The organism is Agromyces sp. NPDC058136 (assembly GCF_042884375.1).
In the GTDB taxonomy this organism is placed as follows: Bacteria; Actinomycetota; Actinomycetes; order Actinomycetales; family Microbacteriaceae; genus Agromyces.
In genome coordinates this window covers 84,329-109,973 of record NZ_JBHVUA010000005.1, presented here as the reverse complement: position 1 = coordinate 109,973, position 25,645 = coordinate 84,329, and the positions used below count along the sequence as shown (strand labels likewise).

General features: G+C 70.9%; 24 protein-coding genes. 15 read left to right on the top strand and 9 right to left on the bottom strand.

Going from position 1 to position 25,645, the window contains the following annotated elements; all coding sequences use genetic code 11:
* Positions 1–8 precede the first annotated feature (8 nt).
* Together ACFVTX_RS14635 and ACFVTX_RS14630 are read left to right on the top strand one after the other, a co-directional pair.
* Positions 9–425 carry an ArsR/SmtB family transcription factor gene (locus tag ACFVTX_RS14635; RefSeq protein ID WP_386901328.1) on the top strand — a complete coding sequence of 139 codons (417 nt, stop codon included), beginning with the start codon at positions 9–11 and terminating at the stop codon, positions 423–425.
* A 45-nt stretch (positions 426–470) separates the two neighbouring features.
* Positions 471–959, top strand: coding sequence for a DUF1772 domain-containing protein (locus tag ACFVTX_RS14630; RefSeq protein ID WP_386901326.1), 489 nt, complete (start codon positions 471–473; stop codon positions 957–959).
* Positions 960–976: 17 nt separating this feature from the next.
* Here the strand turns inward: ACFVTX_RS14630 and ACFVTX_RS14625 are convergent, their stop codons facing one another.
* Positions 977–1,486: a GNAT family N-acetyltransferase gene (locus ACFVTX_RS14625; RefSeq protein ID WP_386901324.1), complete on the bottom strand. Its 510-nt coding sequence runs from the start codon at positions 1,484–1,486 to the stop codon at positions 977–979.
* 138 nt (positions 1,487–1,624) lie between these two features.
* On the opposite strand from ACFVTX_RS14625, the gene ACFVTX_RS14620 reads away from it, so the two are divergent.
* The 5 genes from ACFVTX_RS14620 to ACFVTX_RS14600 all read left to right on the top strand — a co-directional run bounded on the left by ACFVTX_RS14620 (position 1,625) and on the right by ACFVTX_RS14600 (position 7,226).
* Positions 1,625–1,723 (top strand): 30S ribosomal protein bS22, encoded by a 99-nt coding sequence (locus tag ACFVTX_RS14620; RefSeq protein WP_003792170.1) that lies wholly within the window; start codon positions 1,625–1,627, stop codon positions 1,721–1,723.
* 89 nt (positions 1,724–1,812) lie between these two features.
* Positions 1,813–2,082: a glutaredoxin family protein gene (locus tag ACFVTX_RS14615; RefSeq protein ID WP_386901322.1), complete on the top strand. Its 270-nt coding sequence runs from the start codon at positions 1,813–1,815 to the stop codon at positions 2,080–2,082.
* A 139-nt stretch (positions 2,083–2,221) separates the two neighbouring features.
* Positions 2,222–4,564: an arylsulfatase gene (locus tag ACFVTX_RS14610; protein WP_386901320.1), complete on the top strand. Its 2,343-nt coding sequence runs from the start codon at positions 2,222–2,224 to the stop codon at positions 4,562–4,564.
* 90 nt (positions 4,565–4,654) lie between these two features.
* Positions 4,655–5,575, top strand: a complete 921-nt coding sequence (locus tag ACFVTX_RS14605; protein WP_386901318.1) for an HAD family hydrolase — start codon at positions 4,655–4,657, stop codon at positions 5,573–5,575.
* A gap of 4 nt (positions 5,576–5,579) precedes the next feature.
* Positions 5,580–7,226 carry a SulP family inorganic anion transporter gene (locus tag ACFVTX_RS14600; RefSeq protein WP_386901316.1) on the top strand — a complete coding sequence of 549 codons (1,647 nt, stop codon included), beginning with the start codon at positions 5,580–5,582 and terminating at the stop codon, positions 7,224–7,226.
* Between the two features lie 114 nt (positions 7,227–7,340).
* On the opposite strand, the gene ACFVTX_RS14595 is transcribed toward ACFVTX_RS14600, so the two are convergent.
* Genes ACFVTX_RS14595 through aspS form a run of 3 tightly spaced genes read right to left on the bottom strand, consistent with a single transcriptional unit; the run spans position 7,341 to position 11,399 of the window.
* Positions 7,341–8,261: a formylglycine-generating enzyme family protein gene (locus tag ACFVTX_RS14595; RefSeq protein WP_386901314.1), complete on the bottom strand. Its 921-nt coding sequence runs from the start codon at positions 8,259–8,261 to the stop codon at positions 7,341–7,343.
* A 9-nt stretch (positions 8,262–8,270) separates the two neighbouring features.
* Positions 8,271–9,992 (bottom strand): SulP family inorganic anion transporter, encoded by a 1,722-nt coding sequence (locus tag ACFVTX_RS14590; protein WP_386901313.1) that lies wholly within the window; start codon positions 9,990–9,992, stop codon positions 8,271–8,273.
* A gap of 57 nt (positions 9,993–10,049) precedes the next feature.
* On the bottom strand, positions 10,050–11,399 hold the full coding sequence (aspS, locus tag ACFVTX_RS14585; protein WP_386901311.1) for an aspartate--tRNA(Asn) ligase: 1,350 nt from the start codon (positions 11,397–11,399) through the stop codon (positions 10,050–10,052).
* A gap of 214 nt (positions 11,400–11,613) precedes the next feature.
* On the opposite strand from aspS, the gene ACFVTX_RS14580 reads away from it, so the two are divergent.
* From ACFVTX_RS14580 to ACFVTX_RS14545, 8 genes are all read left to right on the top strand, one after another.
* Positions 11,614–12,570, top strand: a complete 957-nt coding sequence (locus ACFVTX_RS14580) for a Dyp-type peroxidase (RefSeq protein WP_386901309.1) — start codon at positions 11,614–11,616, stop codon at positions 12,568–12,570.
* 193 nt (positions 12,571–12,763) lie between these two features.
* Positions 12,764–13,408 carry a histidine phosphatase family protein gene (locus ACFVTX_RS14575; RefSeq protein ID WP_386901307.1) on the top strand — a complete coding sequence of 215 codons (645 nt, stop codon included), beginning with the start codon at positions 12,764–12,766 and terminating at the stop codon, positions 13,406–13,408.
* The gene (locus tag ACFVTX_RS14570; protein ID WP_386901305.1) at positions 13,405–13,998 is read left to right on the top strand and encodes a TlpA family protein disulfide reductase; all 594 of its coding nucleotides are present in this window, start codon (positions 13,405–13,407) and stop codon (positions 13,996–13,998) included. The genes ACFVTX_RS14575 and ACFVTX_RS14570 overlap by 4 nt, the downstream gene beginning before the upstream one ends.
* Before the next feature lie 2 nt (positions 13,999–14,000).
* Complete coding sequence (locus ACFVTX_RS14565; RefSeq protein WP_386901303.1) at positions 14,001–14,756, top strand: cytochrome c biogenesis CcdA family protein; 756 nt, start codon at positions 14,001–14,003, stop codon at positions 14,754–14,756.
* Complete coding sequence (locus ACFVTX_RS14560; RefSeq protein ID WP_386901301.1) at positions 14,740–16,422, top strand: cytochrome c biogenesis protein ResB; 1,683 nt, start codon at positions 14,740–14,742, stop codon at positions 16,420–16,422. The genes ACFVTX_RS14565 and ACFVTX_RS14560 overlap by 17 nt, the downstream gene beginning before the upstream one ends.
* 80 nt (positions 16,423–16,502) lie before the next feature.
* Complete coding sequence (gene ccsB / locus ACFVTX_RS14555; RefSeq protein WP_386901766.1) at positions 16,503–17,534, top strand: c-type cytochrome biogenesis protein CcsB; 1,032 nt, start codon at positions 16,503–16,505, stop codon at positions 17,532–17,534.
* A gap of 62 nt (positions 17,535–17,596) precedes the next feature.
* Positions 17,597–20,179: an ATP-binding protein gene (locus ACFVTX_RS14550; protein ID WP_386901299.1), complete on the top strand. Its 2,583-nt coding sequence runs from the start codon at positions 17,597–17,599 to the stop codon at positions 20,177–20,179.
* Between the two features lie 117 nt (positions 20,180–20,296).
* Entirely contained in the window at positions 20,297–20,527 is a 231-nt protein-coding gene (locus ACFVTX_RS14545; protein ID WP_386901297.1) for a hypothetical protein, read from the top strand.
* A gap of 8 nt (positions 20,528–20,535) precedes the next feature.
* Here the strand turns inward: ACFVTX_RS14545 and ACFVTX_RS14540 are convergent, their stop codons facing one another.
* Genes ACFVTX_RS14540 through ACFVTX_RS14520 form a run of 5 tightly spaced genes read right to left on the bottom strand, consistent with a single transcriptional unit; the run spans position 20,536 to position 25,595 of the window.
* On the bottom strand, positions 20,536–21,711 hold the full coding sequence (locus tag ACFVTX_RS14540; RefSeq protein WP_386901295.1) for a serine hydrolase domain-containing protein: 1,176 nt from the start codon (positions 21,709–21,711) through the stop codon (positions 20,536–20,538).
* 23 nt (positions 21,712–21,734) lie between these two features.
* The gene (locus tag ACFVTX_RS14535; RefSeq protein ID WP_386901293.1) at positions 21,735–22,622 is read right to left on the bottom strand and encodes an ATP-binding cassette domain-containing protein; all 888 of its coding nucleotides are present in this window, start codon (positions 22,620–22,622) and stop codon (positions 21,735–21,737) included.
* Positions 22,619–23,692 (bottom strand): ABC transporter ATP-binding protein, encoded by a 1,074-nt coding sequence (locus ACFVTX_RS14530; protein WP_386901291.1) that lies wholly within the window; start codon positions 23,690–23,692, stop codon positions 22,619–22,621. The genes ACFVTX_RS14535 and ACFVTX_RS14530 overlap by 4 nt, the downstream gene beginning before the upstream one ends.
* A complete protein-coding gene (locus tag ACFVTX_RS14525) occupies positions 23,689–24,582 on the bottom strand; it encodes an ABC transporter permease (RefSeq protein WP_386901289.1) in 894 nt (297 codons plus the stop codon). The genes ACFVTX_RS14530 and ACFVTX_RS14525 overlap by 4 nt, the downstream gene beginning before the upstream one ends.
* A complete protein-coding gene (locus tag ACFVTX_RS14520; protein ID WP_386901287.1) occupies positions 24,579–25,595 on the bottom strand; it encodes an ABC transporter permease in 1,017 nt (338 codons plus the stop codon). Before ACFVTX_RS14520 ends, ACFVTX_RS14525 begins: the two co-directional genes overlap by 4 nt.
* Positions 25,596–25,645 lie beyond the last annotated feature (50 nt).

The window sequence follows — 25,645 nt, the reverse complement described above, 5'->3', positions numbered from 1 at the left end:
CTTGGGGCATGGCTGACATCTTCGATGTGGTGGCGGACGCGACCAGACGCGACATCCTCGCCGTGCTGCTCGAACGCGAGTCGGCGGTGCCGCAGTCGGGTGGCGAGATCAGCGTCTCCGAGATCGTCGCGGCGCTCGGCACGAGCCAGCCCACCGTGTCGAAGCACCTCAAGGTGCTGCGCGAGTCGGGTCTCGTGAGCGTGCGCGAAGAGGGTCAGCACCGGTACTACCGGCTCGACCGCGCACCGCTCGAGACCCTCGAAGACTGGCTGATCCCGTTCATGTCGTCGGATGCCGCGGCCGACGCCGCGACGCTCGCGGGCGTCGCCGCGCAGGAGGCGTCGTTGAACGACGACCAGCTCGCCTTCGCCTCGGCCATCGGCAAGGTCTTCGCCGACGTCACCCAGGTCGTCAAGCGCAAGTAGCCGCTTCCCCTCCCGCCGGCGGGCGGGTTCGGGCAGACTGGCGCGATGACCGTCGTCAACGTCCTCCTCGTGCTCGGCATCGTCGGCACGGGGCTCGTCTCAGGCGTGTTCTTCGCCTTCTCGGGGTTCGTCATGCAGGGGCTCGATCGCCTGCCCGCCGCGGACGCCGCCCGCGCGATGCAGGAGATCAACGTGACCGCACCGCGACCGCCGCTCATGCTCGCGCTCTTCGGCACGGGGCTCGCGCTCGTCGCGCTCGAAGTGGTCGCCTTCATGCTCGCCGGTGGCATCGAAGGTACGGGGTGGCTCATGCTGGCTGCCGCGATCGTCTACCTCGTCGGGGCCATCGGCGTCACGGCCGCCGCGAACGTGCCGCGCAACAACCGGCTCGCTGCCGTGCCCGAGCGCGACGAGACGGCGCTCGCCGCGGCCTGGCACGAGTTCCGGCCCGGATGGCTCGCCTGGAACCACGTGCGGTGGCTGGCCTCGGCGGCGGCCTGCGTCTGCCTCGTCGTGACCCTGCTCGTCGGCTGATCCCGCCCGCGGGCGCGTCAGCGCAGGGGCTTGATCATCTCGAGCTCGAGGCCGCCCGGGGCGAGCTCGTACTCGCGGCTGCGGCCGGTGAGGGTGTAGCCGAGCTTCTCGTAGAAGCGGATCGCCCGCGGGTTCTGCTCGTGCACCTCGAGGCGCAGCGTCGTGCCGTAGTCGCGCGCCCAATCCTCGACGGCGTCGAGCAGTCGGCGTGCGACCCCTGCGGCATCGCCGCGGTGATCGGGCGCGACGTAGACGCCCACGAGCATGGGCCCCGACGTGGCATCCGGGATGTACCCGCCCATGTGACCAACCCAGCGCGAGCCCTCGATCGCGACGAACGAGGTCTGCCCCTCGGTCTCGCCGCGCGCACCGCGCAACCGCCAGTTCGCCTCGCCGGCGTCGAGCGCGTGCTCGAGGGTCTCGCCGTAGGCGATCGGGAAGTCGCGGAGCATCTCGAGGCGCAGTGCGCGCACCGCCTGCCAGTCGTCGGCGGTCGTCGTGCGGATGGTCACATCGGAGGCCTGCATCCCACGAAGCTAGCCGATCACGAGGCCCCGCTCACCCGTGTGTCAAGGAACACCTCGCGAGTCGGCTAGACTACTCCGAGGCATTCTGCCTACGGCTGCGGCTCGCGCGGCCGGCACGATCTTTTCTGTGAGGTTCTGATGGGTTCCGTCATCAAGAAGCGTCGCAAGCGCATGGCGAAGAAGAAGCACCGCAAGCTTCTTCGCAAGACGCGCCACCAGCGTCGCAACAAGAAGTAGTCGCACTCCGCGACGACGGCTGAGCGTCGAGCCCCTCCGGGGTTCGGCGCTTTTCGCTGTCTCCGGGGTGCGCGACGTAGCATCGGGCTATGGCCCGAGACATCCAGCTCACCCTCATCGGCAAGCCCGGCTGCCACCTCTGCGATGACGCGAGAGAGGTCGTGCAGGCGGTCGTCGCCGAGTTCGGGTCGGATGCCACGCGCAACATCTCGCTCGCCGAGCAGTCGATCCTCGACGACGAGGCGCTCCGCGCCCGCTACGCCGAGGAGATCCCGGTGCTGCTCATCGACGGCGAGGTGCACACCTACTGGCGTGTCGACCCGGTGCGGTTGAAGACCGCGCTCTGCGCGAAGGGCTGAGCGGCGCCGAGCGCACTGTACTGAGTGCCCCTCATCACTTCGAGTTCACCGCGATTCTCTGGCGTGCCCGGAACCCGGTGGCTAGGGTGACCAGCGGGGGACACCGGTCGGTCGACCCCGCATTCGAAGGGGAGAACGCGTGGCGCGAGAATTCAGGGGCAAGATCGAACTCGACGTTCGGGACTCGCAGGGGGACTGGGACGCGTTCCTCCCCGACAAGGCGCCGGAGGGGGCGCCGAACGTGCTCGTCGTGCTCTACGACGACACCGGCATGGCCGCGTGGTCGCCGTACGGCGGCCGCATCGAGATGCCGACGATGGAGCGGCTGGCGAAGAACGGGCTCACCTACTCGCAGTGGCACACGACGGCGCTGTGCTCGCCGACGCGCTCGACGTTCCTCACTGGGCGCAACCACCACCTGAACGGCTTCGCGACGATCTCCGAGTCGTCGACCGGCTTCCCGGGGTATAACTCGCACATCCCGCCGTCGAACGTGCCGATGGCGCACCTGCTGCGCGACGCCGGCTGGTCGACGTTCTGGGTCGGCAAGAACCACAACGTGCCGATCGACGAGTGGACGGCCGGGTCGTCGAAGAAGAACTGGCCGCTCGCCCAGGGCTACGACCGCTTCTACGGCTTCGTCGGCGGTGAGACCAACAACTGGTACCCCTCGCTCGCCGAGGACAACAAGTACATCGACCAGCCCTACCTGCCCGAAGACGGGTACCACCTGTCGAAGGACCTGGCCGACCAGGCCCTCAAGATGATCCGCGACGTCAAGCAGACCGAGCCCGACAAGCCCTGGTACCTGTGGTTCTGCCCGGGCGCGAACCACGCTCCGCACCATGCACCCCAGGAGTACATCGACAAGTACAAGGGCAAGTTCGACGACGGCTACGAGGCGTACCGCGAGTGGGTGCTCCCGCGCATGATCGAACGCGGCATCCTGCCCGCCGACACCGCGCTCACCGAGCTCAACCCGATGCCCGACGGCACCTTCTCGCAGAGCGACGAGGTGCTGCCCTGGGCGTCGCTGAGCGACGAGCAGAAGTCGATGTTCAGCCGCATGGCCGAGGTGTACGCGGGCTTCAGCGAGTACACCGACGCCCAGGTCGGCCGCATCGTCGACTACCTCGAGGAGTCGGGCCAGCTCGACAACACCCTCGTCATCTACTGCGCCGACAACGGCGCCTCGGGCGAGGGCTCGCCGAACGGCTCGGTCAACGAGGGCAAGATCTTCGGCGGCTACCCCGACTCGCTCGAGGAGAACCTCAAGCTCGTCGACAAGCTCGGTTCGCCCGATACCTACAACCACTACCCGACCGGGTGGGCGGCCGCGTTCTCGACGCCGTACAAGATGTTCAAGCGCTACACCTACCAGGGCGGCGTCTCCGACCCCATGGTCATCTCGTGGCCGAAGGGCATCGCCGCGCGAGGCGAGGTGCGTCACCAGTACCACCACTCGACCGACGTCGTGCCGACGATCCTCGAGGCCTGCGGCGTCGCCTTCCCCGACACCTACAACGGTGTCGAACAGACTCCGCTCTCGGGCGTCTCGATGGTGCCCTCGTTCGACGCCGCGCCCGATGCGCCGACGAACAAGCAGACCCAGTACTACGAGATGTTCGGCCAGCGCGGAATCTGGCACGAGGGCTGGAAGGCCGTCACCGTGCACGGGCCGGTGAGCGGCAGGGGCGACTTCCCGAGCGACGTGTGGGAGCTGTACCACACCGAGGTCGACCGCTCGGAGTCGAACGACCTCGCGGCGGAGCATCCCGAGAAGCTCGAAGAGCTGAAGGCGCTGTGGATGTCGGAGGCGGAGCAGAACAACGTCCTGCCGCTGAACGACCTGCAGATCATCGGCAACCCGAAGGACTACGAGACCTTCCTCCACATGGAGTTCCACCAGCCGGCGCCGCCGAGCGGGCAGTTCGTCTACTACCCGGGCACGAGCGAGATCCCCGAGCGCAGCGCGGCGAACGTGCACGGCGTCTCGTACAAGATCGCGGCCGAGGTCGAGTTCACGCCCGACACCGAGGGCGTGATCTTCGCGCACGGTTCCCGCTTCGGCGGGCACGCGCTCGTCGTGAAGGACGGCCAGGTGCACTACGTGTACAACTTCCTCGGCATTCCGCCCGAGGACCGCGTCTCGGCGCCGGTGCCCACCTCGGGCAAGCACATCATCGGTGTCGAGTTCGTGAAGGAGGGGATGGGCGAGTATCGCGAGGGCACAGGCCCGGTGAAGCTCTACATCGACGACCAGCAGGTCGGCGAGAAGCAGATCCGTACCGTGCTCGGCCACTTCTCGCTCTGCGGCGAGGGGCTCACGATCGGCCGCGACAGCGCCGACCCGGTGTCGTCGCTGTACGGCTACGGGTTCGACTTCAAGAACGGCGAGATCGCGCGGGTCGTCTTCGACATCGCCGACGACGCCTACCTCGACCTCGAGGCGCACCTCGCGGCGGCGTACGCCCGCGACTGAACGACGCACTGCCAGAATGGCGGCGGGGGTGCGGTTTCCGGCATCCCCGCCGTCGTCCGTCCTGACGCGACCGCCCGAGAGGACCGCAACATGCCGAACGAACTGCCCTCCTGGGCCGACACCCCGACCCGAGCCGCGATCGTCGACTTCGTCGAGCGCGTGACGACCGGCCCCGACGCAGTGCCCGAGGCCGAGCGCGTCGCGGTGTTCGACAACGACGGCACGCTCTGGACCGAGAAGCCCATGCCGACCCAGCTGCACTACATCGTCGAGCAGTGGAAGGTGCAGGCGGCGGCCGACCCCTCGCTCGCGGAGCGCCAGCCGTACAAGGCAGCGGTCACCGGTGACTACGCCTGGCTCGGCGGGGCGATCGACAAGCACTACACCGGCGACGACAGCGATCTGAAGATCTTGATCGGCGCCCTCGTCGGCATCACCGCGGGCATGAGCGTCGACGACTACGCGACCTCGGTGTCGCAGTTCTACGAGACCGCGAAACACCTCACGCTCGGCACACCGTACGCCGACGCGGTCTATGCGCCGATGGTCGAGCTGCTGCGCTACCTCGAGGCGCACGGGTTCACCGTGTACATCGTCTCGGGCGGCGAGCGCGACTTCATGCGGCCGATGACCGAGCAGTACTACGGCATCCCGCCCGAGCGGGTCGTCGGTTCGGCGCTCGGCCTCAGCTACGACGCCGACTCCGGCGACGTCCGATACACCGCGGGCCTCGACTTCTTCGACGACGGGCCCGAGAAGCCCGTGCGCATCTGGAGCCGCATCGGCCGTCGCCCGCTCATCGCCGGCGGCAACTCGAACGGCGACCAGCCCATGCTCGACTTCGCACGCGCCGGAGGCGGGCTCGCGCTGCTCGTGCACCACGACGACGACGGGGGCGGCGACCCGCCGTACGACAAGGGGGCCGAGCGGGCGCTCGCCGAGGCATCCGATCGCGGCTACACGGTCGTGAGCGTGAAGCACGACTGGTCGCGCATCCACCCCGAGAGCTGACCCGGTGACCTCGACCGCGACACCGGCCGCGCGCCGGTTGCGACTCTTCCCGACCCTCGCGGGCTACCAGCGCGGATGGCTCGGGCCCGACCTCATCGCGGGGCTCTCGGCCGGTGCGGTCGTGATCCCGCAGGCGATGGCGTACGCGACGATCGCGAACCTGCCGGTGCAGCTGGGCCTCTACACCTGCATGGTGCCGATGCTCGTCTACGCGATGCTCGGCGGCTCGCGGGCGATGAGCGTGTCGACGACGTCGACGATCGCGACGCTCACCGCGACGACGCTCGTCTCCGCCGGCGTCGCCGCCGGTTCGGACGACCCGGTGCCCGACCTCATCGCGCTGACCCTCTTGGTCGGGGTGATCCTGCTCATCGCGCGCGCGGCGAAGCTCGGGTCGCTCGTCGAGAACATCTCGCAGGCGACGATCGTCGGCATCCAGATCGGCGTCGGCGCGACGGTGGCCGTGGGGCAGCTGCCGAAGCTGCTCGGCGAGACCTCGAACGCCTCGGGCGAGGGATTCTTCAACTCGCTCGCCGCCGCCCTCGCGGCGCTGCCTTCGGCGCACACCACGACCGTGCTGCTGTCGGTCGCGTCGATCACGGCGATGTTCCTCATGAAGGCGTTCCTGAAGAAGGTGCCGGCGCCGCTCATCGTGGTCGCCGTCGGCATCCTGCTCGTCGCGTTCACCGGCATCGAGGACCAGGGCGTCGAGCTCATCGCGCCCGTGCCGCAGGGGTTCCCGCCGTTCGAGCTGCCGACGTTCGCGAACGTCGTGCCGATGCTGCCGGGCGCGTGCGCGATCGCGATCATGGCGTTCCTCGAGTCTGCGGCCGTCGCACGGGGCATCCGCCGGCCCGGTGAACCGCAGGTCGACAGCAACCAGGAGCTCCTCGCGACCGGTGCCGCGAACACGATCGGCTCGTTCTTCCAGGTGCTGCCCGCGGCCGGCGGCTTCTCGCAGAGCGCCGTCAACCAAGGCGCCGGCGCGCGCACGCAGCTCTCGACGCTCGTCACCGTCGGGCTGGCCGTGCTCGTCGCGCTGTTCCTCGGCCCGGTGCTGAGCCTGCTGCCGCAGGCGACGCTCGCGTCGCTCGTGTTCGTCGCGGTCGTCGGCCTCATCGACATCGGGTCGCTCGTGCGGTTCTGGCGGATCAGCCACAACGACTTCTGGATCGCGATCGCCACCGCGATCGTCGGGCTCACCGCAGGCCTCCTGCTCGCGGTCGCCGTCGGCATCATCGCGACGATGGTCGTGATCCTGCGCGAGCTCAACCGGGTGCGCCTCGACGTCGGCGAGCAGCGCGACGACGGGGCGGGCGGGGCGGTGCTGCCGCTGCGCCTGCTCGGGCCGATGTACACCGCCAACGTGCTCGCCTACGAGAACGCGGTGCTCGACGCCGTGCGCGCGCACCCGGGCACGACCGCGGTGGCGCTCGAGCTCAGCCGGCTCGACGTGGTCTCGGTGACGATCCTCGACGCGCTCGCCGAACTCGACCGCGAGCTCGCCGACCAGGGCGTCGAACTGCGCCTCGCGGCGGTGCCCGAGGCGGGCGCCGAGATGTCGCGGCGCGGGCGTTGGTTCAGAGGAGTCGAGGAGGCCGGTCGGGTCTATCCGACGCTCGATGCCGCGGCCGCTGCGAAGGTCGAGTGACGGTTGCTTCGGCACTTCTCAGGATGAGCGGGGCGATGCGTCGCGTCCCGACGGCATCGAGCCGCCGGTCCTGAGAAGTGCGGATCGGCGGGTTCGCACCCGGCGGCCCCGTGCTCAGTCAGCGCTGCGTGCGCAGCGGAACCCGATGTGCGTCGTCGCCGTGTCGTCGGCCTGGGGCGAACGCGCAGAGGGGCGGTAGCGCAGGCAGTACTCGGGCGAGCAGAGGTGCGACCCGCCCTTGAGCACGCGGCGGGGGATGCGCGAGCCCGGTTCGGCGGATGCCGCGGCGAGGAGGTTCTCGCGGGCGCCGGCGTCGACGGCCTGCTGCCCGGGCACCTGGTGGCGGGGCGAGTAGTAGTCGGTCGTCCACTCCCACACGTTGCCGGTCACGTCGAAGAGTCCGTAGCCGTTCGCGGGGAAGCTCATGACGGGGGAGGTGCCCGCGAAGCCGACCGAGGTCTCGTACGGGAAGTGCCCGAGCCAGCGGTTCACCATGACCTGTCCGCCCGGCGTCTCCTCGTCGCCCCACGCGAAGCGCGCAGCCTCGAGCCCGCCGCGAGCGGCGTACTCGAGCTCGGCCTCGGTGGGCAGGCGGCGGCCGGCCCATTCGGCGTAGGCGGAGGCATCCTCGAAGCTCACCTGCACCACTGGGTGGTCGGGGCGCTCGGCGAGCGCGTCGGGCCCGTCGGCGCCGAACGGACGCTGCCAGCTCGCGCCCGCGCCCCAGCGCCACCACTGGCGCCAGTCGCGGAGGTCGACCGGGCCGGCCGTCGGCGTGAAGACGAGGCCGCCGGGCACGAGCTCGGCGGGGTCGACGCCCGGGAAGTCAGCCGGGTCGAGCGGGCGCTCGGCGACCGTCACGTAGCCGGTCGCCTCGACGAACGCGGCGAACTGCGCGTTCGTCACGGGGTGCCGCTCGAGCTCGAACGACGCGACCGTGCGCTCGTGCACCGGGGTCTCGTCGGCGTAGAACTCCTCGGAACCCATGCGGAAGGTGCCGCCCTCGATGCGGATGAGCGGAGTGACGTCGGCCATGCCTCGAGCCTAGGGGCTCGGAGCGCCCGCGCTCGGGCCGCCGGGGCCGGCACCGCCGGGGTTCGCTCCGAGCGCGGCGAGCGCCTCGCGGTTGCTGTGGTGGATGGGCTCGTCGTGGAGGAGCCCGAGGTGCTGCATGCGTTCGAGGGTCTCGTGCCGCATCCGGCTGTAGCTCACGTCGATGTCGCGCTCGACGAGCCACGACCGCAGCCGCTCGAACGCGTCCGCTCCGGTGATGTCGACGTCGCTCACCGCCTCCATGTCGAAGACGACGTGGCGCACTCGGGGTTCGGCCGCCTCGATGGTGCGCTGCACCGCGTCCTGGAACACGGTGCCGTTGGCGAAGAAGAGCGGCGCGGCCAGGCGCACCACCACGACGCCCGGAGCGGTCGTCCGCCCGAGCGGCAGCCCCTCGGCCGAGGATGCGCCGTACTCGTCGAGCGAGAGCACGTCGATGTCGGGGTTCGCCGCCCGCCGGGCGAGGTTCACGAGCGCCAGCACGAACGCGACGCCGATGCCGACGATGGATCCGAAGACGACGGTGACGCCGAAGCAGACCCCGGCGATCGCGAACTCGGCGCGGTCGCGACGCCAGAGGTCGATGAAGTCGGGGATGCCGAGGAGCGGCAGCACCGCGACCGCGAGCACCGCCCCGATCGCCGGCCCCGGCACGTGCTCGAGCAGGCCGGTGCCGAAGACGAGCAGCAGGGTCGCGCCGACGGCGGCGATGATCGCCGGGAACTGGGTGCGCGAGCCCGCCTGGTCGAGCGCGGCCGTGCGAGCCGTCGACGAGCCCATCGCGAAGCTCCCGGTGGTGCCGGAGGCCACGTTCGCGAGGCCGAACGCGAACAGGTCCCGGTTCGCATTCACCCGGTACCCGCGCTTGTCGGCGTACGCCCGCGAGACGAGCAGGCCCTCGCCCGCCCCGACGAGGAAGAGCGCGACCGCCGAGGGTAGCACGGCCGCCCAGTCGGTCCAGGCCACGACCGGCCAGCGCAGCTCGGGCAGGCCGCCCTCGACCGGACCGAGGGTCGCGACGCCCCGCGCCTCGAGCCCGCCGAACATCGTGGCGAGCGTCGCGAGCACGAGCACGACGAGCGCCCACGGCACCGCGGGTGCGAGACGACGGCCGAGCAGCAGCACCACGAGGCATCCCGCCGCGATCATCGCCGCCCAGACGTTCGTGTCGGGCAACCCGGCGAAGAGCGCCCCGAGCTTCTCGAAGAACTCGCCGCCCGGCGGTACCGGGATGCCGAGCATCTTCGCCACCTGTCCGACGAGGATGTCGAGCGCGAGGCCCGCGAGGAGCCCGACGAGGATCGGCTTCGAGAGGAAGTCGGCGAGGAAGCCGAGCCGGAACACCGCGGCGACGAGGAACAGCGCGCCGCAGAGCACCGTCTGCGCGAGCACGAGCGAGAGGTAGTCGGCCGTGCCGGCGATCGCGAGGCCGCCGATCGAGGTCGCCACGAGGGCCGCTGCCGCGGCGTCGGGCGAGGCGACGAGCTGTCGCGACGAGACCGTGAGCGCCCACACGATGAGCGGGAGCACGAGTGCGTACAGCCCGACCGTCGGCGGCAGCCCGACGATCTGGGCGTAGCCGATGTTCAGCGGCACGGCGATCGCGAGCAGCGTCACGCCGGCACCGGCCTCGCGCAGCAGGTTGTGCTTCGTCAGGCCCGCGAACGGACGTGGGAACCACCCGCGGAGCGTCGCGGTGAGTCGTCGAGGCATCTGCGGCATCCCCCTTCGCGCAGCTTCACGCTACCGGGGATGCCGCCCGCCCGTCTTCTAGGGAAGCAGGCGCGTCGGGCCGCGGAACAGGTACGTCGTCTCGCGGATCGAGTGCTCCTCGAGCATGAGCATCAGCACGCGGGCGAGGCCCATGCCGAAGCCGCCGTGCGGCGGCACGCCGTAGCGGAAGAAGTCGAGGTAGAACTCGAGCTCCTCGGGGTCCATGCCCTTGTCGCGCGCCTGCTCGACGAGCACGTCGATGCGGTGCTCGCGCTGCGCGCCCGTCGAGATCTCGACGCCGTTGTAGATGAGGTCGTACGAGTTCGTGAGGCTCGGGTCGCCCTCGTGGCGCATGTGGTAGAACGGCCGGATGCTCGACGCGTAGTCGGTGAGGAACACGAAGTCGTGGCCGTAGGTCTCCTTGACGTACGCCGAGATCTGGCGCTCGCCCTCGGGGTCCATGTCGGCGTCGGCGCGCGGGATCACGTAGCCGTGGTCGGCGACGATCTGCTTCGCCTCGGCCAGCGGGATGCGCGGGAACGGACGCGAGGGAACCTGCAGCTCGATGCCGAACAGCTCCTGGATCTCGGCGCCGTGCTTGTCGACGACGGCCTGGAAGCCCGCGACCATGAGCTCCTCGTGGAGGTCCATGACGTCCTCGTGCGAGTCGATCCAGCTGATCTCGGTGTCGACCGAGGTGAACTCGGTCGCGTGCCGGCTCGTGAACGAGGGGTCGGCGCGGAACGCGGGGCCCACCTCGAAGATGCCGCCGAAGCCGGCGGCCTGCGCCATCTGCTTGAAGAACTGGGGGCTCTGCGCGAGGTACGCCTTGCCCTCGAAGTAGTCGACCTCGAACAGCTCGGCGCGCGACTCGGACGCCGAGGCCATGAGCTTCGGGGTCTGGATCTCGATGAGGCCCTTCTCGACCCAGACGCCGCGCAGCGCGTGCAGGAACGTCGTCTGGATGCGGAAGATGAGGTTCTGCTTCGGGTGGCGCAGGTCGAGGAAGCGCCAGTCCATGCGCTTGTCGAGGCTCGAGTCGGCCGCGATCGGCGTCTCGGGGTTGGCCGCGGTGACGACGTCGAGCGTCGCGAGCTTCACCTCGATGCCGCCGAGCTTGACGCGCTCGTCGTGCTTCAGCTCACCGGTCACGGTGATGAAGGAACCGTGGGCGAGACCCGAGATCGCCTCGGTCGTCGCCAGGCGGGCGGATGCCTCGGCGTCGCCCTGCTGGCTCTCGTCGAGCTCGCGCGTGGCGGGGTTCACGACCTGCACGGCGCCGGACTCATCGCGCAGGATGACGAACTGCACCTTCTTCTGATCGCGAACCGTCTCGACCCATCCGGACACGGTGACGGGGCCGTCGGGGAGCGCGGCGAGGTTCTTGACGAGGGTGCGGTTGTTCACGATCGTCCATCCTACCTGCGGGGGTTACGCGCGTCTCCGCTGGTTGAGGAGCGCCGACGAAGTCGACCCCCCCGCTGGTTGAGGAGCGCCGACGAAGTCGACGCGTCTCGAAACCCGCTCCTCCGCCCGTCGCGGGTGTGAGACCGCACGTGACACGTCGGTCGGCCCCGCTCTAGGGTGGCGGCAGGGTCACAGCCCATGAGGGGAGCACGACATGGATGCCGCAGGCCGCCGAGTCCCGTTCGATGCCCAGCAGGTCGATGCACCGCTCTCGCGCTCGGCCGTGTTCCTCGTCGTCACGATCGGCCCCACGCCTGAGCAGCTGCGCACCGCGCTCGACGTGGTCGCCGGCATCGACGACCTCGTGAAGTCGGTCGGCTTCCGCGACCTCGGGGCGAACCTCTCGTGCATCGTCGGCATCGGGTCCGCAGCCTGGGATCGGCTCGGCCGCAGCGACCGGCCTGCGGAGCTGCATCCCTTCGTCGCCGTCGAGGGCCCGAAGCACACGGCGCCGTCCACCCCTGGCGACCTCCTGTTCCACATCCGCGCCGAGCGCCCCGACTTCTGCTTCGAGTTCGAGCGACTGCTGTTCGAGCAGCTCGGCGACTCGGTCGAGGTCGTCGACGAGGTGAACGGATTCCGCTACTTCGACGCCCGCGACCTGCTCGGCTTCGTCGACGGCACCGCGAACCCGACCGGGCGGGGCATGGCCGACGCGACCCTCATCGGCGATGAGGACCCGGCGTTCGCCGGCGGCAGCTACGTCGTCGTGCAGAAGTACCTGCACGACCTCGCCGCCTGGAACGCGCTGACGACCGAACAGCAGGAGGCGGTGATCGGCCGCCGCAAGGCCGATGATGTCGAGCTCGACGACACCGAGCCGCAGCGCGCGCACAAGACGCTCGCGACGATCACCGACGACAACGGCTACGAGTTCGACATCCTGCGCGACAACATGCCCTTCGGCAGCCCTGCGGCCGGCGAGTACGGCACCTACTTCATCGGGTACACCCGCCGCCTCTGGGTGATCGAGCGGATGCTGCAGCGCATGTTCCTCGGAGACCCGCCGGGCTATCACGACCGGATCCTCGACGTCTCGACCGCCGCGACCGGCACGACGTTCTTCGTGCCCTCGCTGCAACTGCTCGAGGGGCTCGCCGACGCGTCGTGAGCGCTGCGCACGAGTCGAGCACGCGCCTCGGCGCATTCGGTCTCGAGACGCGTCCTCCTTCGTCGGGCGCTCCTCGACCGACGGGGGGTCAGACCCGCGTCGGGCGCTCCTCGACCGACGGGAGTCCTCCGGCGGGCTCTCCGCGCCGGATACTCGGCGGATTCAAAGGGAACGGCTCTCTAGACTGGAACCCGTGCCGGCCGAGCAGATCCATCTCGTGCGCCATGGCGAGGTGTTCAACCCCCAGGGCGTGCTCTACGGTCGACTTCCGGGCTACGGGCTGAGCGACCTCGGGCGGCTGATGGCGAAGGCCGCGGCCGACGATCTCGTCGCCCGCGGGCGCCCCGTCACGGCGCTCATCACCTCGCCGCTGCTGCGCACGCAGCAGTCGGGCGAACCGATCGCCGCTGCATTCGGACTCGAGGCGAGCCTCGACGAACGGGTCATCGAGCCCGAGAACCGCTTCGAGGGCAAGCGCATGCGCGGGCCGGGCGGTGCGCTGCGGGACATCCGCAACTGGGGTCTGCTCCTGAACCCGTGGCGGCCCAGCTGGGGCGAGCCCTTCGCGTCGATCGCCGCGCGCATGATGGCCGCCGTCGACGACGCGTGGAACGCGGCCGACGGCGGCGACGTCGTCATCGTCAGCCACCAGCTTCCGATCTGGATGGTGCACCGCCATCTCGCCGGCGAACGCCTCCCGCACGACCCGCGGCACCGTCGCTGCGCGCTGTCGAGCATCACGACCCTCGAACGGCACGGCGGCCGTTTCGTCGAGGTCGGCTACACGGATCCGGCGGCGGGACTCGCCGCGCAGGCGACCGACGTAGGAGCGGTGTGAAGAAGAAGGCACTCGTCGCGGCGCTCGCCGTGGCATCCATGCTCACCCTCGCAGGGTGTGCGAGCGACCCGCTCGCCGATCAGTTCCGCGAGGGCAGCGGCAAGAACTACATCGCCGGCGACGGCACGATCTCGGTGTACCCGGCAGGTGAGCGGGGCGAGCCGATCGAGTTCGCGGGCGAGACCGTCGACGGCGAGCAGTACGACAGCGCCGATGCCGCGGGCCAGGTGCAGATCGTGAACTTCTGGTACGCGGGCTGCGCCCCGTGCCGCGTCGAGGCGCCCATCCTCGAAGACGTGTACTCCGAGGTCGACCCCGCCGACGTGAGCTTCGTCGGCGTCAACGTGCGCGACCAGGCCGGCACCGCGGCATCCTTCGAGGACGACTACGGCGTGACCTACCCCTCGATCCTCGACGTGAACGAGGGCGAGGTGCAGCTCGCGTTCGCCGGGCGCGTGCCGCCCGCGGCGGTGCCGACGACGATCGTGCTCGACCAGGAGGGGCGCGTCGCCGCCCGCATCCTCGGGCAGCTCGAAGAGGCGTCGATCCTCTCGTCGATCATCGACGACCTCCTCGCCGAGCAGGCGTAGGCATGGGCGGCGTCGGCGAGGTCGTGCTCAGCGGGCAACTGCTCGCGGCGGTGCCGATCGCACTCGCGGCGGGTCTCATCTCGTTCCTCTCCCCGTGCGTGCTGCCGCTGGTCCCCGGGTACCTCGGGTTCCTCGGCGGGTTCACGGATGCCTCGGCCGACGCCGCGGAGGAGCGCCGCAACCGTCGGCGGCTCATGCTCGGCGTGCTGCTCTTCGTGGCCGGGTTCACCCTCGTGTTCGTCGCGTTCAACCTCGTCGCGGGGGTCGCTGGGGCGTGGCTCCTGCAGTACACCGACGTCATCATCCGCGTGGCGGGCGTGCTGCTCATCGTCATGGGGCTCGTGTTCGTCGGCCAGTTCAGTTTTCTGCAGCGCACGCTGAAACCGAGCTGGCGGCCCGCGACCGGGCTCGCCGGGGCTCCGCTCCTCGGCATCGTGTTCGGCATCGGGTGGACGCCGTGCATCGGCCCGACCCTCGCCGTCGTGCTCGCGCTCAGCGCCGACTCGGCATCGGCCTGGCGCGGCGTGCTGCTCGGGCTCGTCTACTGCATCGGCCTCGGCATCCCCTTCCTCCTCGTCGCCGCCGGGTTCGGCTGGGTGACGGGGTCGCTCGCGTTCCTCCGCCGTCACATCCGCGTCGTGAACCTCGTGGGCGGTGCGCTGCTCATCGCGATCGGCGTGTGCATGGTGACGGGTCTCTGGTCCATCTGGATGTACGAACTGCAGGCGGTGATCACGGGCTTTGACCTCCCGATCTGACCCCGGAGCGCCCTCGCGCCCCGCCGACCACATCGACTCGACCGAGCCCGACGCGGGCGAGGCATCCGTCAACCAACCGAAGCTCGGCTTCGTGGGCTGGGTGCGCTTCGCGTGGCGGCAGCTGACGAGCATGCGCACCGCGCTGCTCCTGCTGCTCCTGCTCGCGATCGCCGCCGTGCCCGGCTCGCTCGTGCCGCAGCGCTCGAGCGACCCCAACGGCGTCACCCAGTACTTCGACGACAACCCGAGGCTGGCGCCGATCCTCGACGGCTTCCAGATGTTCGACGTCTACACCTCGGCGTGGTTCTCGGCCGTCTACCTGCTGCTGTTCGTCTCGCTCATCGGCTGCATCATCCCGCGCACGAAGCACCACTTCGAGGCGCTGCGCGCGCGGCCGCCGCGCACCCCCGCCCGCCTCGCCCGGCTCGCGGGCTACACCGAGCGCACGGCCCCCGAGGGCATCGACGCCGAGACGGCGATCGACGCTGCGGCGACCCAGCTCCGCCAGGCGGGGTACCGCGTCGAGCGGTACGAGCAGCGCGGGGTGCTGTCGGTCTCGGCCGAGCGCGGCTACCTGCGCGAGACGGGCAACCTCGTGTTCCACACGGCGCTGCTCGGCGTGCTCGTCGCGGTCGGCTTCGGCGGCGGCTTCGGGTTCTCGGGGCAGCGCGTGATCGTCGAGGGGCAGGCCTTCGTCAACACGCTCGCCGCGTACGACTCGTTCAACCCGGGCCGCTTCTTCGACGACAGCGCGCTGCAGCCGTACTCGCTCTCGCTCGGCGAACTCGACGCCGTCTACGAGACGCAGAACCGCGAGGCGATCGGGCAGCCGATCGACTTCACCGCGCACGTCACCGTCGAGGGCAAGGGCGAAGCGCCGGTCGAGCGCACGGTGAAGGTGAACGAGCCGCTCTACACGCACGGCACCGACGTGTACCTGCTCGGCAACGGCTACGCCCCGACGATCACGGTGCGCAACGCCGACGGCGACGTGGTGTTCACCGACTCGGTGCCGTTCCTCCCGCAGGACGCGAACCTCACCTCGATCGGCGTCGTGAAGGTGCCCGACGGCATGCCCGAGCAGCTCGGCATGGTCGGCTTCTTCTACCCGACGCAGGAGACGCTCGACACGGGTGCGTACGCGTCGAGCTACCCCGACCTCATCTACCCGGTGCTGACGCTCAACGTGTACACGGGCGACCTCGGCATCAACGAGGGCAAGCCGACCTCGGTGTACACCCTCGACCCCTCGACGATGGAGCAGCTCACGGGCGGCAAGACCGGCGTCGACTCGATCGAGCTCATGCCCGGCGAGACCGTCGACCTGCCGAACGGGCTCGGCACCGTGACGTTCGAGAACGCCTCGCCCGACGCCGGCGACGACTACTCGCAGAGCGTGCCGCGCTTCGCCTCGTTCGACATCCACCACGACCCGACGCAGATGTGGGTGCTCGCGTTCGCCGCGCTCATCCTCGGCGGACTCCTCGTCTCGCTGTTCGTTCCGCGTCGCCGCATGTGGGTGAAGGCGGTCACGCAGCCCGACGGGCGCGTGGTGCTCGAGTACGCCGGCCTCGCCCGCGGCGAGGACCCGACGCTCGAGGACGCCGTGGCGTCGTTCGCCGACAAGCACGCCGGGCCGGCGGATTCGCCTGCCCCCTCGAAGTAACCCCCTGACCAACCCAGCATTCGACGTAAGGTAGAACGGTGCAGCTCGACGAGATCTCCATCCTCTGCGTGTATTCGGCCATGGTCGTGTACGCGATCGCGTTCATCGCGTTCTCGATCGACCTCGCGAAGCGCTCGGCCGCGGCCACGGCGGCGGCGGATGCCACGCCCGCATCGGCAGCCGACGCGCCCGCGCGGGTCGGGGTGCTGCAGGCAGCCGCGGCGGCCTCCGCGACGTCGGGCGTGACGTCGGGCGACGCTGCTGCGGCCGACGCCTCGAAGCGACCGGCGAAGATCAAGCTCGGCTCCGCGGGCGGCCCGGGTGCCGGGGCATCCGTCGCCTACGGCCGTTCGCCCGCGCTGCGCGTCGGCGTCGCGATGACGGTGCTCGCCTGGCTGTTGCACCTCTCGGGCACCGTGCTGCGCGGCCTCGCCGCGGGTCGTGTGCCGTGGGCCAACATGTACGAGTTCGCCCTCACCGGCACGCTCATCATCACGACGGTGTTCCTCGTCGTCATCGTCGTCGCGAAGCAGGACCTCCGGTTCCTCGGCACCTTCGTCACCGGCCTCGTGCTCGTGCTGCTCGGCATCGCGACCATCAACTTCTACGTGAGCCCCATCCCGCTGCCGCCAGCGCTGCAGTCGATCTGGCTCGTGATCCACGTGTTCGTCGCGAGCGCCTCCGTCGGCTTCTTCGCGCTCGGCTTCGCGCTGTCGGTCGTGCAGCTCATGCAGGCCCGCCGCGAGGCCGTGATCGCCTCGGCGAAGGCGGTGAAGGCGAGCTTCCTCGCGACGCTGCCCGACGCCGTCTCGCTCGAGAACCTCGCCTACCGCGTCAACATCATCGGCTTCATCATGTGGACCTTCACCCTCATGGCCGGCGCGGTCTGGGCCGAGAAGGCCTGGGGCCGCTACTGGGGCTGGGACACCAAGGAGGTGTGGACCTTCATCATCTGGGTGGTCTACGCCGGGTACATCCACGCGCGTGCGACGCGCGGCTGGCGCGGTTCGCGGTCGGCTTGGCTCGCGATCATCGGCTTCTCGACGGTGCTGTTCAACTTCACCGTGGTCAACCTCTTCTTCAAGGGTCTGCACGCCTACTCGGGTCTCTGATCCGCGGATGACTCAGGGCCGGCCCGGTTGCGGCGCCGGCCTGGTGCGGGCACGATCGCTCCATGGGCAGGGATCTGCTCGAACGTGAACCCGAGCTCGCCGAACTCCTCGCCGCCGCGCGCGAAGCCGCGGCCGGACGCGGGCGGGTCGTGCTGGTCCACGGCGAGGCGGGCATCGGAAAGACCAGCCTCGTGGGTGCCCTGCGACGCGCGGCGCCCCACGGGGTGCGGGTGCTCGTCGGGGCGTGCGACGCCATGTCGACGCCCCGCACCCTGGGGCCGCTGCGCGACCTCGCGTCGTCGGTCGGGTCGCGGCTGGGCGAGGCGCTTCGCGCGGGCGACCGGGAGGACGTGTTCGAGGCACTCCGCGAAGAACTCGCCGCACCCGGCGGCACCGTGCTCATCGTGGAGGACGTGCACTGGGCCGACGAGGCCACGCTCGACGCGCTCCGATTCCTCGCCCGTCGCATCGACGATCTGCCCGCGGTGCTCGTGCTCACGTACCGCGACGAACTCGACCGCGACCATCCGCTCGCCCGGCTTCTCGGCGACCTCGGCCACGGCGACCACGTCGAGCGTCTCGCGCTGCGGCACCTCTCGGCCGACGCGGTCGGTGCGCTGACGGCCGGCAGCGGGCTCGACCCCGATCGGGTCTACTCGATGACCGAGGGCAACCCGTACTTCGTCACCGAACTCGTCGCCTCGGCCGACGAAGCCGCGGTTCCTCCCACGGTCGTCGACGCGGTGACCGGCCGGCTGCGTCGCCTCGACGAGGCGACGCAGGATCACGTCGAGCAGCTCGCGGTGCTGCCGTCGGCGGTCGACGCCGCCCTGCTCGCGCGGTTGGTCCCGGGATCGGCCGGCGCGCTGCGCACGGCCGAGGAGGCCGGACTCCTGGACGTCCACCCCGAGAGCGTGCGGTTCCGCCACGAGCTGACGCGCCGGGCGATCGTCGATGCGCTCCCGGCCTCCCGTCGCATCGAGCTCGAGCGCCGGGTGCTCGTCGAACTGCTCGCGTCGGGGGCCGCCGATCCGTCGACGCTCGTGCACCACGCGGTCGCGGCCGGCGACATCGACACCGTCGTCGCCTGGGCGCCGCGCGCCGCGAGCGACGCCTCGGCATCCGGCGCGCACGTGCAGGCGGCCGCGCACTTCCGCACGGCGCTGGCCCACCTCGACCGGTACGACGCGGCCGAGCGAAGCGAGCTGCTCGAGGGGTACGCGATCGAGGCGTACACGATCGGGCAGGGGCCCGAGTCGGTGAAGGCCGAGACCGAGGTGGTGCGCCTTCGGCGCGAGCGGGGCGACCTCACCGCGCTGGGGGCGAGCCTTCGCTGGCTCTCACGATTCCAATGGCTCGCGGGCGATCGATCGGCTGCCGAGGAGGCCGGTCGTGAGGCGTCGGCGGCGCTCGCCGGGTCGGACGACCGGGGGCTGCTCGCGCTGGCGCTGAGCAACGAGGCGCAGCTCGCGATGCTCGCCCACGAACTGCCTCGGGCGATCGACCTCGCGTCGCGCGCCGCCGCGATCGCGCGGGAGGTCGGGGCACCGAGGGCGCTCTCCCATGCGCTCAACAATCTCGGCACCGCGCACATGCTGCAGACGCGCGACGACGGCATCGCGGAGCTGCTCGAGGCCGCCGAGATCGCCGTCGCCGCGAACCTCATGGACGACGCGGCCCGCGCACACGTGAACCTCGTCTGGAGCCTGCTCGACCAGTACCGGCTCGACCTCGCCGAGCGCTACCTCGAGCCGGCCCTCGAACTCTCGGAGCGCACCGAGGTCTTCGGACTGTGGACCTACCAGCAGGCCGAACGCGGGCGGCTGCACCTCGCGCGAGCGCAATGGGACGAGGCCCTCGCAGCGGCCGCGTACCAGACCGAGGCGATGCCGCAGCTGTACTGCGTCGCGCTCACGATCATCGGCATGGTCGGAATCCGCCGCGGCGACCCCGACGGCGAGTCGACGCTCGAGGAGGCGACACTCGTGGCCGAACGGCTCGGTGAGCTGCAGCGCACGGGCCCGGCCGCCGCGGCTCGCGCCGAGGCCGCGCTGCTCCGCGGCGACCGGGCGGCGGTGCGCGCGATCGCCCTTCCCGTGCACGAGGAGGCGGTGCGTCGGCGGGATGAGAATCTCCGGGCGGAGCTCGCCTCACTGCTGCGCCGGGCGGGCGTGGAGGTCGAAGCGCCCGAGGGGGAGCATCCGTTCGCCGTGCAGGCGCGCGGCGATTGGCGGCGCGCCGCCGACCTCTGGCGAGCGGCCGGATGTCCCTACCACGAGGCCTCGGCGCTCGCCGAGAGCCCCGATGACGCCGACCTGCTGGATGCGCTCGTCATCCTCGATCGAATCGGGGCGCAACCGCTCGCCCGCCGGGTCCGTGCCGAACTGCGCGACCGCGGCGTCCGAAGCATCCCGCGCGGCCCGTCGAGCCTCACCCGCCGGAACCCCGACGGCCTCACCGACCGGCAGCTCGACGTGCTGCGGCTCCTCGCGGAGGGACTCACCAACGCCGAGCTCGCCGAGCGGCTCGTCGTCTCCGTTCGCACGGTCGACAGCCATGTCGCCGCCGTGCTCGCGAAGCTCGGGGTCGCGTCGCGTCAGGAGGCCGTGCGCATCGCCGAGGAACGGAACCTGCTCTCGACGTGATCTCGGTAGCGCGTCCCGTGATCTCGGTAGCGCTCGCCGATGCCCCGATGAGCGCCCGGGAGTGGGATGGAATCACGGCCCGCGGAGGCGGGAGCCGTGAACCGACAGGGGATCATCATGAACACCGCACTCGCCGGATCCGTCTCCACGACGATCCGCCCGACTCGACGCTCGACGCTGCACGCACGGCTGGCGCGCCGCTTCGCCGAGGCGCGCAGCATCCTGCTTCGCGGCACCGCGCAGACCCTCGACCGCGACGAGCAGGTCCGCCGCCACCAGCTCCGGCACGAGGCACGGCGCCTGCGCGAAGAGCAGTTCCGAAGCGGAGCCTTCGCGCGGCTGCTCTGACGGCGGGGTCAGCGCTCGAGGAGCGCCGCGGCGTCGCACACCTCGCGGAAGAGCTCGGCGTGCACCCGGTTCCAGTGCTCGGTGATCGGTTCGGGCCATGACGAGAACTTCGCGACGACGGTGCGGGTCGACGGATCGACCCAGATGAACTGACCGTGGATGCCGACGGCGTAGTAGTCGCCGCGGCGGTCGCCGGTCACCCACCACTGGTTCGAGTACGAGCCGTCGGGGTGCACGCGCTGGAAGGCCGTGCCCGCCGCGGCCGCGCGATCGCCGCCGCGGACGGTGCGGTCGACCCAGTCGGCGGAGACGATGCGGCGGCCCGCGACGACCCCGCCGTCGAGCATGAGCTGCCCGACCCGGCTCAGATCGCGCGCCGTGCACGAGATGCCGCCGTTCGCGAAGGCGAAGCCACCGGGGTCGACGGTGATCTGCGCGTCGTGCTCGCACCCGAGCTTCGACCAGAGCCGCTGCGAGACGGCGTCGGCGTACCGCAGGCCCGTGACGTTCTCGACCACCCACGCGAGCACGTCGGTCGCGGCCGAGCAGTACTTGAAGTGCTTCCCGTGCCGCCCGTCGCCGCGGAGGGTGGCGAGGAACGCGTACGTGTCGGCCGGGTCGCCGCCCCGCCGCGGCCGCCAGCCGGCGACCCGATCCTGCGCCTGCACCTCCGAGGCGGGGTTGCGGTAGTCCTCGTCGTAGTCGACGTCGACGGTCATGTCGAGCACCTGCTGCAGCGTCGCATCGCCGTAGGCGCTGCCGGCGAGCGCCGGGACGTATGACGCGACGAGCCGATCGGGGCTGAGCACCCCGTCGTCGACGAGCGTGCCGACGGTCAGCCCGCACAGCGACTTCGAGACGCTCATCAGCAGGTGCACGTCGCTCGGCGCGAAGCCGTCGCGGTAGTGCTCCGCGACGACGGCGCCGTCGCGCACCACCACGATGGCGTCCGTGTAGCTCTGCTCGAGCCGCTCGACGAGTCCGGGCATCGCCGCCTCGAGGCGATCGATCCCGACGACGTGCTCAGCCCCGCCGTCGACGGGTCGTCGCGCGATCGGTGCCGTCGGCACGAACTCGGACACGTGCGCGAACGCCCAACGGTTGTGCGGGGCGTCCTGCCAGGTCTCGAGCGTCGGCTCGCCGAGGGCGGCACCCGGCAGGCGGGGCGGGTGGACGTCGGTCACGAGGGGCTGAGAAACCGGTGCGGTCACGAGAGGGTCCTGTTCTCGGTGGGGTCGGTGGCGATCGAAGGGCGGGTGCCCGTGGCATCCGGCGCATCGAAACCGGGCGGATGCCCCGGGCCGTCGCCGCCCGCGAAGACCACCGCGCCGGGCGTCTCGGGCATCGCCGCGAGCAGTCGCCGGGTGTACTCGTGGCGGGGGTCGACGAGCACCTCGCGCGCGGGGCCGACCTCGACGAGCGCACCGCGGCGCATCACGCCCGCGGTGTCGCTCATGTGGCGCACCACGTCGAGGTCGTGCGAGATGAGCAGGTAGCTGAGTGCGTGCTCGCGGCGCAGCTCCTGCAGGAGGTTCAGCACCTGCGCCTGCACCGAGACGTCGAGGGCGCTGGTCGGCTCGTCGAGGACGAGCAGCTTCGGCCGGGTCGCGAGCGCCCGCGCGATGCCGACGCGCTGGCACTGACCGCCCGAGAGCTGGTGCGGCAGCCGCTCGGCGTGCGCGGCGGCGAGCCCGACCTCGTCGAGCAGTTCGCGGGCGCGCTGCGAGAGCGCCCGACCACGCAGAGTCGTGTGGGTGAGCAGGGGCTCGGCGATCGACTCCTCGATCGTCATCCGCGGGTTCAGCGCCGCGACCGGGTTCTGGAAGACCATGCCGGTCCGGGCGCGCAGCCGCTGCAACGCTCGCCCGCGCAGTGCGCCGATCGCCTCGCCGTCGATGCTCGACGTGCCAGAGGTCGGCTCGATGAGCCGCAGTGCGCAGCGTGCGACGGTGCTCTTGCCCGACCCCGATTCGCCGACGAGGCCGAACGTCGTGCCCGCCTCGATCGTGAAGCTCACGCCGTCCACCGCGCGCACCTCCGACCCGTGCGCCTTGTACACCTTGACGAGGTTCTCGACGCGAAGCATGTCGGTCATGGGCGGCCTCCATTCGACGCGGTCCGGTCGGCGGTGCCGGCCTCGCCGGGGTCGCCGGCCTCGCCGGCCAGGATGCAGGCCGCCTCGTGCAGCGGCGCGACCGGTTCGAGTCCGGGGTCGATCGTCGCGCACCCGGCGACGGCGACCGGGCAGCGGTCGCGGAACGAGCAGCCCTCGAGCCCGAGCAGGTTGCCCGGCACCGAGCCGCGGATCGCCTCGAGCGGCTGCCCCGGCCGATGCCGCGCGGGCAGCGCGCCGAGGAGGCCCCGCGTGTACGGATGCGCCGGGGCGGCCAGCACGGCCGCCGTCGGACCGGTCTCGACCACCCGGCCCGCGTAGAGCACCGCGATGCGGTCGCAGACCTCGCGTACGACGCCGAGGTTGTGGGTGATGAGCAGCACCCCGAACCCGAAGCGGTCGCGCAGGGAGAGGATGAGCTCGAGGATCTGCTTCGCGATCGTCACGTCGAGTGCCGTCGTGGGCTCGTCGAGGATCAGGAGCTTCGGCTCGCAGACGAGCGCCATCGCGATCATGGCGCGCTGCAGCATCCCGCCCGACAACTCGTGCGGGTAGCTGCGCGCGATGCGTTCGGGGTCGGGGAGCCCGACCTGTTCGAGGTAGTGGAGGATGTGCGCGTTCGCCTCGGCGCGCCCCAGCCGGCGGCCGTCGACGCGCTGGTGCCGCGCGACCACGTCGCGCATCTGCCGGCCCAGGGTGAAGACGGGGTTGAAGGCGGTGCCGGGGTTCTGGAACACGATCGAGATCGCATCGCCGCGCGCCGAGCCGCGCCCGTCGAGCGGCTGCTCGACGCCGTCGAGCAGCACCCGGCCGCTCGGCACCGCCGCCCGCGGCAGCAGCCCGAGCACGGCGAGCCCGGTGAGGCTCTTGCCGCAGCCCGTCTCGCCGACGATGCCGACGACCTCGCGGGGCGCCACCGTGAGGCTGATGCCGCGCACCGGCCGGTTCGTGAGGGTGCCGCGCTCGGCGAAGGCGATCTCGAGCTCGTCGATGCGGAGCAGCTCGCGCGTCGGGGTCTGCGTGGGCGCTTGCGCCGGGAACGGCGAGGTCATCGTTGCACCTGCCGGGGGTCGAAGAAGTCGCGCAGCGCGTCGCCGAGCAGATTGAAGCCGAGCACGGTCACGAAGATCGCGAGACCGGGGAACGTCGAGATCCACCAGGCGGTGAAGATCTGCCCGCGCCCCTCGGCGACCATGAGCCCCCAGTCGGGTGCGGGCGGCTGCGCGCCGAGCCCGATGAACGCGAGCGAGCCTGCCGCCAGCACGACGCTGCCGACGTCGACGGTCGCCTGCACGAGCACCGGGGTCAGGCAGTTGCGCAGGATGTGGCGGGGGAGGATCCGCCACATCGGCACGCCGATCGATCGCGCCGCTTCGACGAAGGGGCGGTCGCGCAGCGAGCGGGCCTCGGCCCGCACGAGCCGCGCGTACCAGGGCCACCAGCAGATCGCGAGGGCGAGCCCCGCGTTCATGAGGCTGGGGCCGAGGATGGCGACGGTGACCATGGCGAGCAGCAGCGGCGGGAACGCCTGGAAGACCTCGGTGACGCGCATGAGCACCTCGTCGAGCCAGCCGCCGCGGTAGCCGGCGATGGCTCCGAGCGGGATCCCGATGAGAGCGGCGACGAACACGACGAAGAGGGAGATCGTGAGCGCGGGGCGGGCGCCGATGATGACCCGGCTGAGCACGTCGCGGCCGAGCTGATCGGTGCCGAACCAGTGCGCGGCGCTCGGCGCGAGCCCGCGGGTCGCGACGTTCGTCTCGCCGTAGCCCTGCTCGGGGAACGGGGCGAGCCACGGGCCGAAGACGGCGAGGATCACGACGAGCACGATGAGTGCGAGGCCGAGTGCGGCGAGCCGGTCGGTGCGCAGCACCCGCCCGATCCGGCTGAGCGTGCTGCCGCCCATCGGCACGAAGACGGGCAGCGCGGCGGCGGCGGTCATGAGAGCCTCACTCGGGGATCGAGTCGTGCCTGGACGAGGTCGACGACGAGGTTCGCGATGAGATAGCCGGCCGCTCCGAGGAGCGTGATCGCCATGATCGCCGGGTAGTCGACGGCGAGCATCGCGCCGGCAGCGAACTGCCCGATGCCGGGCCAGTTGAAGACGACCTCGACGAAGAAGGTGCCGGTGAGGGCGTACGCGGCCGCGAGCCCGATGATGGTCATCGTCGGGGGCATCGCGTTCTTCAGCGCGAGCTTCCACCTGATGAGCGCGTCGCGGAGGCCGTAGGCGTTCGCGGTGAAGATGAAGTCCTGCCCCTGGACCTCGAGCATCGAGGCGCGGGTCATTCTTGCGATGAGGCCGAGCGGGTAGGCGGCGAGGGTGATCGCGGGCAGCACGAGGTGGGCGAGCCCGTCGCTGTACGCCGCCCAGTTGCCGGTGATGAGGCTGTCGAACAGCGGGAAACCGGTGACGGTCGTGATGGGGGAGAGGTAGTCGACCTCGGTGCTGAACTGGCCGGTCGCCGGGAGGAGCTTCAGCTGCCCGACGAACAGCACCTGCAGCAGCAGCCCGAGCCAGAAGGCGGGCATCGAGACCCCGCCGATCGCGAGGAATCGGATGACCCCGTCGAGCGGCCCGCCGGGCCGCTTCGCGGCGATGACGCCGAGGAGGATCCCGATGACGACGGCGATGAGCATCGCGGCGAAGAGCAGTTCGAGGGTGGCGGGGAGGCGGGTCGCGAGTTCGTCGAGCACGGGCCGTTTGGTGGCGAGGGAGTCGCCCCAGTCGCCGGTCACGAGCCCGCCGAGGTAGCTGAAGTACTGCACGACGATCGGCTGGTCGAAGCCGAGCTTCTCGCGGATGCGCTCGAGTTCTTCGGGCGGCGCCTTCGGCCCGGCGTAGACGACCGCCGGATCGGCCGGGATCACGCGGGAGAGCACGAACACGACGAGGGTGAGCACGAAGAGCACGAGGACCGCGGTTCCGAGCCGGCTGACGAGGAAGCGCAACATGGGGTCTCCTGTGACGTTCGGGGGTGCTCGGGCGAGCCCGTGGGGGCGGG

What these genes read in the sequence shown, in the direction of transcription:
- ACFVTX_RS14635 (WP_386901328.1), top strand. Translation starts at nt 9, where the DNA reads ATGGCTGACATCTTCGATGTGGTGGCGGACGCGACCAGACGCGACATC.
- ACFVTX_RS14630 (WP_386901326.1), top strand. Translation starts at nt 471, where the DNA reads ATGACCGTCGTCAACGTCCTCCTCGTGCTCGGCATCGTCGGCACGGGG.
- ACFVTX_RS14625 (WP_386901324.1), bottom strand. Translation starts at nt 1,486, where the DNA reads ATGCAGGCCTCCGATGTGACCATCCGCACGACGACCGCCGACGACTGG.
- ACFVTX_RS14620 (WP_003792170.1), top strand. Translation starts at nt 1,625, where the DNA reads ATGGGTTCCGTCATCAAGAAGCGTCGCAAGCGCATGGCGAAGAAGAAG.
- ACFVTX_RS14615 (WP_386901322.1), top strand. Translation starts at nt 1,813, where the DNA reads ATGGCCCGAGACATCCAGCTCACCCTCATCGGCAAGCCCGGCTGCCAC.
- ACFVTX_RS14605 (WP_386901318.1), top strand. Translation starts at nt 4,655, where the DNA reads ATGCCGAACGAACTGCCCTCCTGGGCCGACACCCCGACCCGAGCCGCG.
- ACFVTX_RS14595 (WP_386901314.1), bottom strand. Translation starts at nt 8,261, where the DNA reads ATGGCCGACGTCACTCCGCTCATCCGCATCGAGGGCGGCACCTTCCGC.
- ACFVTX_RS14590 (WP_386901313.1), bottom strand. Translation starts at nt 9,992, where the DNA reads ATGCCTCGACGACTCACCGCGACGCTCCGCGGGTGGTTCCCACGTCCG.
- ACFVTX_RS14580 (WP_386901309.1), top strand. Translation starts at nt 11,614, where the DNA reads ATGGATGCCGCAGGCCGCCGAGTCCCGTTCGATGCCCAGCAGGTCGAT.
- ACFVTX_RS14565 (WP_386901303.1), top strand. Translation starts at nt 14,001, where the DNA reads ATGGGCGGCGTCGGCGAGGTCGTGCTCAGCGGGCAACTGCTCGCGGCG.
- ccsB (WP_386901766.1), top strand. Translation starts at nt 16,503, where the DNA reads ATGGTCGTGTACGCGATCGCGTTCATCGCGTTCTCGATCGACCTCGCG.
- ACFVTX_RS14550 (WP_386901299.1), top strand. Translation starts at nt 17,597, where the DNA reads ATGGGCAGGGATCTGCTCGAACGTGAACCCGAGCTCGCCGAACTCCTC.
- ACFVTX_RS14545 (WP_386901297.1), top strand. Translation starts at nt 20,297, where the DNA reads ATGAACACCGCACTCGCCGGATCCGTCTCCACGACGATCCGCCCGACT.
- ACFVTX_RS14535 (WP_386901293.1), bottom strand. Translation starts at nt 22,622, where the DNA reads ATGACCGACATGCTTCGCGTCGAGAACCTCGTCAAGGTGTACAAGGCG.
- ACFVTX_RS14530 (WP_386901291.1), bottom strand. Translation starts at nt 23,692, where the DNA reads ATGACCTCGCCGTTCCCGGCGCAAGCGCCCACGCAGACCCCGACGCGC.
- ACFVTX_RS14525 (WP_386901289.1), bottom strand. Translation starts at nt 24,582, where the DNA reads ATGACCGCCGCCGCCGCGCTGCCCGTCTTCGTGCCGATGGGCGGCAGC.
- ACFVTX_RS14520 (WP_386901287.1), bottom strand. Translation starts at nt 25,595, where the DNA reads ATGTTGCGCTTCCTCGTCAGCCGGCTCGGAACCGCGGTCCTCGTGCTC.